Genomic DNA, 6,637 nt, shown 5'->3' with positions numbered 1-6,637 from the left:
TTATAACGGTAGTTTGTCTACGGTCTGAAATAACCGCTAGGTTATCTCATCAACCGGATTTATTATAGAAGAAAAAATAATGTGTACCTATCTTAGAGTAATTTTAAAAGACCCGCTCACTTTAAATGTAAGCGGGTCTTTTGGGTGTTTTTACATGAAATCTAGCTATATTACTAGCATACCCTTAATTTTAATAAAAAAACTACATATATATTGATTATTTATTTCAATTATTACTATCCATTTCACATGATATGCAACATTTACAGCAATGAATACTGCATGATAATATATAATCATAGGAAAAGGACAACTATTGGTAGTAGTTGTCCTTAAGGTAATAAAACGGTTGCCAACGTTTATTTAATTCAAATTGTACTCTCATTATATAAAATATAATCCACACGTGCAAGTCTCAATATTATTAAATAAAATTGAAATGTTGTAAAAGTTTTATTACCTCTGTCCAATAAAATCAAATGGAAAGAGGTTTTCATTATGTCTAATAAATTCTATATAGAAGAACAGTATAAAGAACGTTTTTATCAATTACCAAAAGTGTTTTTCACAAATCCTATCTATAAAAATATATCAAACGATGCAAAAATTGCATATGCTATTCTTCGTGATCGACTAGAACTATCCATTTTGAATAAATGGGTAGACGCAGACAATGCAATCTATTTTATTTATACAAATGAAACTCTGGAAAACATTCTTAATGTAAGTAAACCTAAAGTAGTAAAAATCAAGAAAGAATTAGAGAATGCAAATTTATTGGAGCAAAAAAGACAAGGCCTTAATAAACCTAACATGCTTTATTTAATGAAACCTAATGTTACTAATGATGATATTTATCAATTACAACAAGATGAAAACATCGATAAAACTAGTAGTGACAAGGAAGTTAAAAATTTTAACTTCCAGAAGTTAAGTAATTTAACTTCAAGAGATAAAAGAATTTTACTTCAAGAAGTTAATGAAATTAACTCTAATGATACTGATATTAATGATACTGATATTAATGATACTGATATTACAACTACTACAAAAAAAGAAAACAGTCGTTGTAATATACTAAAATGCCTTCAAAAAATTAAATTAGAATTTAATATTCAAATAACATCAGCATATCAGAAAGAATTAATCCCATTATTAATGAAATTTGATGATTCAATTATTTACTATGCAATACAATACGCTTCAAAACATGGAAAAAACCCAAAAGTTTTTCTACTTAAAATTTTACAAAATTGGTCTGATAAGGGAATTAAGTCATTAAACGAAGCAATAAATTATAATGTTCAAACAACTGGTAATATTAAAATTAAAGAATTAACCCCAAAATGGCTAAACAATCCTCAACAATTACGTAATGAACAATTGACACCAGAAGAGCAAGTAGATTTTGAAAGACAACGAGAAGCATTTAAACGACAATTGGAAAAAGATTGGAAAAGTTAATTTAGTTGCCTATTTATATAAAACGCTAAAGTTAACAAAAAAATTCTTTTGAGGTATATATCATTGTTGCTTTGAAGTTATTGTGTTGTCCTATTTTTGTATAGTCTTTTCATATTCTGGACCATTTGTGGATATTATGCATTTTAACTGTTAGTTTTTTATACTACTCCATGTTTATGCAAATTTATCATATATTTTATCGTTTGTTCCTTTGTAATAATAAATTCGACTCAAATCAATTATTTTTAGTTTTAGGCATCACTGTTCAGTCAAAGTCTATTAATCAATGTTGGCATTTATATAGATAAATTAGTGAAGTCAATGACGTATCTAAAAACCCCTTAAAAAGTTGATTTCTAGAGAGAAAAATACTATAAATACTAAATTCTTGATTCTTGAAAACTTGTACTGTTAGTTTCAAGAAGTTTGAGATAGTGTCGACCTACATGATATAAGTAAGTCTATCTATGACATGAATCAAGACAATGATTTAATTAATGAGTTTTAAATCAGAGAAATTTACATCATAGATATGCAAGACAATATCGATTATAAAGAAAAATAAAATTATATGTGTTAAATAATTAATTGTATTGCTTTTGCTGATAATCTTAATATCTTTGTTCGATCTTATGTAGTGTAGTCGAATGTATTATCAGCTGATTCATCGAGTCTGCTCGCAATAGTATCATTTGCAGTTATTTGTTCAATTTCAAACCACGCTTCATCTTCAGGATTTGTAAAAAAATAATCAATAATGGATTCAAACTCTTTAACTAATATGTGTTTTTTCTTCATAATTATAATTAAGAATGACGATTCCTCTCTCTTTTTTGTTGGGAGGTTAATAAGGAATTCCCTCATCATCTAAGAGCCCTGTTTTTGCCCACATATGCATACTTGCTGTTTTGAAATTATTATCATATTGATTTGTTTGTGTAGAGTGTTCCCACATTGCAGACCATTTGTTGATATGATCTACTTTGGCTGCTAATATTTTTGCAGTACCCACAGCATATGCAAAAATATTATATATTTTTTTACCTTGTCCTCTGTGATAGTTTCTTAGTGCTTTAACTAATGAACCCAATGTATTATTAACTATGTCAGTATATGCTTCATTGTTGATATTAGGATATGGATTGATTTGATCTGAGATATTGTTGAATAAGCACTTAATTTGAGCATCACTAAAGAAAGGTTTATAACGTTGATATAATTCAATCGGTACACCTTCAGGACAAGCTCTGAAATATTTGATGTTTTCATTGCGTTTTAATTGGATTTGTTTTTTTCTACATTTGTTACTTACAAAAGAATTTAATAGTTTTATAAAAGACATAGTTTCTTTCTTAACCTGCACATAGGCTAATGCTTGCTGTGATTGGCTTTGATTGCGTTTTTTTTGTGCATTGCGATAGCTCATTTGCGATAGCTCATTTTGAATTTTTTTGAATAACTCAATAGGATTAATGGCATAAGTATTTGCGCCTTTACCTCCTTGTTTATTTCGCAAAGTATTGATTACAGTAATAAAACCGTTTTCTTTTAAAAACTTGATATGACGTTTGACAGTCGCAACAGACTTATCTAATTTCTTTGCAATTGTTTTGATTTTAATGTGCGAAACACCAATCACTTTGCAACTGTATTGTTTTAATAGGTTCAGTGTTTCGTAATGTGTTTTGCTGATTTGCGCATTGTATTGTCTTACTGTGTTATCCATTGCTTGAATTGAATCGAATGTTGCGTGTTCTTGTAAATTTATTAGTTGATATGCCATAATTTTTCCTTCTTTCTTAGAGGAACAAAAAAAGTGTGAGCCGATATATACAACGGCTTACACTTTTTTGACAATATCATCAGTTAGCGGTATCTCTGCTTTCTTGTTTCATTTAATACTTTTATGTTGCAATTTTACTTTTGTTCTTGTAACATAAGAGTATCAAAAGAATAAGAAAGAAGGACACCTAAAGTGCGCCGATAGCTGGTTTATCGGTAGCGGCTAATTACTGCGGCTAACAGTAATTAGTGCTGGTGTTCTTTTTTCGTTCTTTTTATTTAATGTTATCTTAGCACTAATCATTAAAAATTAAAAGCATTAACATAATATTAAAAAAGAGGGCAGCTGAGCAATAGCTGCTCTCTTTTTTTATAGTTTAAGAACCTTTTTTATGTTTGAATTTTTGATTGTCTTTAATAGCAGGATTGCCGCCTTTATCTAAAGCAACCTTTTTGATTTTATCGTCAACGATTGTGACTAGGTAGGGTGCTGATCCTTCACCTTCATAATAGTTGTTCAGGCCTGCAAGTCTTTTACCTTTGATTTCTGTTGGTTGATAAGTATTAGAAAATTGAATTGTTTCTTTAGTATCATCTACATGATCTGCTGAGCCTACACCTTTAGGGAATTTATAATTACGTGCCGTTGATAATTCTAAGACACCTGAACCGATAATGTGTAAATCGACTTTTTGTACTTTCGGCGGTTCGTATTTAACGGTATCTAACTCATGCTTGTATTTTTCTAGTTTTTTCTTTAGTTGTTGTCATTACTATCTTCTCTTTTATTTGTTTTAGTTAAAACATCTGTTAAAAACCCCCATAATGCGAAAGCTAATACAAATAATAGAGAATACTTATGGTTAATATAATCCGTTGTTAAAGAAAGAACAGCATAAACAATTACAAATATTAACAAGAGTAAAAAAGAAATAAATCTTATCTTAGTTTTTTCCATATTTTATCCAACCTTTCATGCAACACTCTTATATTACGTTCTAATCTTTCATTATCTGGAGCTTCATACAGATGTTGATTACAGTATGAAGCAATCTGATTCGCATTAGGTCCTAATCTGCTCAAATCTTTAGCAATCGATTGGCACGGTTCTTTATCAAAATTAAGTGCAACCAATCGATTACTTTGCCCTTTTTTTCACGAAAGCTGGTACACTCATACTCAACTTTTCATATTTATATTCACTCATAATACACCTCCTTTTTCTATTGAAAACAAATACTTGAAGAGTTAGAGATTATATTATTAACTCTAACTTTCCAAATATTTCAGAGGTATAGCAATCAGGCTTTACTAGTCAATATTCATTAATTAATATAAATGAATAAAAAATTTGAGTTGAACATTGACATGATAAATTAGTGATTAGCTATATTGTTTAACTTTGCACCAGAACCAAAAGACGCTCTTCATATAAATGAAAAGCGTCTAAAATGCTTATTAGCTTTCAGAACAATTATGATTAAAAAACATTGATGATAAAGGAACTATATTTGTATATTTCTTCCTGCTCCAGAGCTTATTATTGTAATTAACACAGCGGCGATTAGCAGTACAATCAAAGAAGGTGTCCATGAACCTGAAATATCGTGTAAGACACCAAATAGCAGTGGTCCTAAAGAAGCAAATGAGTATCCAATTGCTTGAGCCATACCTGATAATTTAGCTGCAGTAATACCATCCTTAGTTCTTAAGCTGAAGAAGGTGTTAACCAGTCCAAAAGCTATACCACTGGCAATGCCAATAATAATTAAAGAATAGAGAGACATCTGAGGTATAAACATCATAATCAGAATACCTACTATAAATAAAGTACCTGTAAATATTGTAACTCCTATTTGAGACTTCATCTTTGTTACTATTATTGGCGTGATAAAAGTCAATGGAATAATTGCAAGTTGTAATAGAGCTAGATATAACCCGGCAAGATCAGAAGATATGTCATATGTTGAGAGATATTGTGGTAACCAATTTATAAGTGAATAAAATATTAAAGATTGACTACCCATTAGTAACGTAATTTGCCAAGCTATAGAATGTTTCCAAACATTGGTGTTATTAATCATATGGGGATTATTGCTTTTTTGGTTATGTTTAAGTTGAAACGCCCAAATAAAAATTGTGAGTAAAGTTATCAATCCTATTATTCCTAAAGCGATATTGTAATTAGAGACTTTTAAAATAGGAGATGTTACAAATGAAGATAAGCTGCCAAATATATTCATTACTACTGTATAATATGCTGTCATTATTCCGATTCTAAGAGGAAAATTGGATTTAATGACACCGGGAGTTAAAACATTGCCAAATGCAATTCCGATACCTATTAAGGTTGTTCCTATATATATAAACGGCAGTATGGTAATACTTCTTAAAATAATACCTACAAAAATAAAAATAAGGGCAACAAATAATGTTTTATTCATACCAAAAATTTCACCTATTTTAGAAGCAAAAAGTGAAATTATTGCAAACGCAACTAATGGAATGACTGCTATAATACTAAGTAAACCATTAGAAAGAGAAAAAGTTTCTTTTATTGAATGTAAGGCCACGCCCACAGATGTAATAGGTGCTCTTAAATTAGCACCTATGAGTAAAATACCTATAAAAAGAAACCAATTTATAGATGTATCTGTATTTCTTTTCATAAAAACCTCCTATTGTAACATATAGAGAACAAATTTCACTTTATATGTTACAATAATTTACAAGACTTTAAAAGGAGGTATTATTTTGGATAATATAAATGATGTTGTTGCCTCTAACTTATATAAATATAGGAAAGCGAAAAATTTAAGTTTGGAAAAAACTTCTAAACTTACAAATGTGAGTAAAAATGTATTAAGTATAATTGAAAAAGGAGAAGGTAACCCTACGATAAATACTTTAGTTAATTTAGCAAATGGACTTCAAATACCAATATCTTCTTTAATTAATAAAAAAGAATCAACAGTTCAATTTATAGACAATAGATACATTAATCCAATTTACAGTATTGATAAAACAGTCACTGTTTTCCCATACTTTCCTTACGATAAAAATAAAAATTTTGAAATGTTCAGTATGAATTTCAAAATAGATGGTTCTTTATATTCAAAAGGACATGAAGAGAATTCTAGAGAATTTATAATAGTGAATAAAGGTACACTAAAGATAAAAGTAGGAAAACATGTTAGTATCGTTAAAGAAAAGCAAGCTATATCTTTTGAATCAGATTCAGAACATAGTTACTTTAATATAGGTGAAGGAGTTTTAGAGTTGACTGCTACTATTCAATATTAGTTTGAAGAATACCTAATGTGATTAGCTATACTTTTTCTAACTTTGCAACAGAACCCGACAAAATATATTTATCAAATTTTTTATCACT

The 6,637-nt window shown here is 29.0% G+C and carries 6 protein-coding genes and 1 pseudogene; 2 read left to right on the top strand and 5 right to left on the bottom strand.

The window, feature by feature from the left end:
* Nucleotides 1–498: 498 nt before the first annotated feature.
* The gene (locus HMPREF2846_RS13805) at nt 499–1,464 is read left to right on the top strand and encodes a replication initiator protein A (RefSeq protein WP_083309951.1); all 966 of its coding nucleotides are present in this window, start codon (nt 499–501) and stop codon (nt 1,462–1,464) included.
* A gap of 630 nt (nt 1,465–2,094) precedes the next feature.
* Here HMPREF2846_RS13805 and HMPREF2846_RS14330 read toward each other — a convergent pair.
* The 5 genes and pseudogenes from HMPREF2846_RS14330 to HMPREF2846_RS01090 all read right to left on the bottom strand — a co-directional run bounded on the left by HMPREF2846_RS14330 (nt 2,095) and on the right by HMPREF2846_RS01090 (nt 5,915).
* Nucleotides 2,095–2,262: a hypothetical protein gene (locus tag HMPREF2846_RS14330; protein WP_176745458.1), complete on the bottom strand. Its 168-nt coding sequence runs from the start codon at nt 2,260–2,262 to the stop codon at nt 2,095–2,097.
* A 46-nt stretch (nt 2,263–2,308) separates the two neighbouring features.
* Nucleotides 2,309–3,247, bottom strand: coding sequence for a helix-turn-helix domain-containing protein (locus HMPREF2846_RS01105; RefSeq protein WP_083309950.1), 939 nt, complete (start codon nt 3,245–3,247; stop codon nt 2,309–2,311).
* A gap of 756 nt (nt 3,248–4,003) precedes the next feature.
* Nucleotides 4,004–4,204, bottom strand: a complete 201-nt coding sequence (locus HMPREF2846_RS01100) for a mobilization protein (RefSeq protein ID WP_070625312.1) — start codon at nt 4,202–4,204, stop codon at nt 4,004–4,006.
* Nucleotides 4,186–4,435: pseudogene (gene mobC, locus HMPREF2846_RS01095) on the bottom strand (plasmid mobilization relaxosome protein MobC); the annotation flags it as partial. The gene HMPREF2846_RS01100 and the pseudogene mobC, both read right to left, overlap by 19 nt.
* 316 nt (nt 4,436–4,751) lie before the next feature.
* Nucleotides 4,752–5,915, bottom strand: a complete 1,164-nt coding sequence (locus HMPREF2846_RS01090; RefSeq protein ID WP_070625308.1) for a CynX/NimT family MFS transporter — start codon at nt 5,913–5,915, stop codon at nt 4,752–4,754.
* Between the two features lie 85 nt (nt 5,916–6,000).
* Here HMPREF2846_RS01090 and HMPREF2846_RS01085 point away from each other — a divergent pair, with 85 nt between their 5' ends.
* The gene (locus HMPREF2846_RS01085) at nt 6,001–6,549 is read left to right on the top strand and encodes a helix-turn-helix domain-containing protein (protein WP_070625301.1); all 549 of its coding nucleotides are present in this window, start codon (nt 6,001–6,003) and stop codon (nt 6,547–6,549) included.
* Nucleotides 6,550–6,637: the final 88 nt, after the last annotated feature.

Source organism: Staphylococcus sp. HMSC056G08 (assembly GCF_001812305.1).
Classification (GTDB): domain Bacteria; phylum Bacillota; class Bacilli; order Staphylococcales; family Staphylococcaceae; genus Staphylococcus; species Staphylococcus simulans.
The sequence above is the reverse complement of the archived record's forward strand: the minus strand, read 5'-3'. Positions and strand labels throughout refer to the sequence as shown.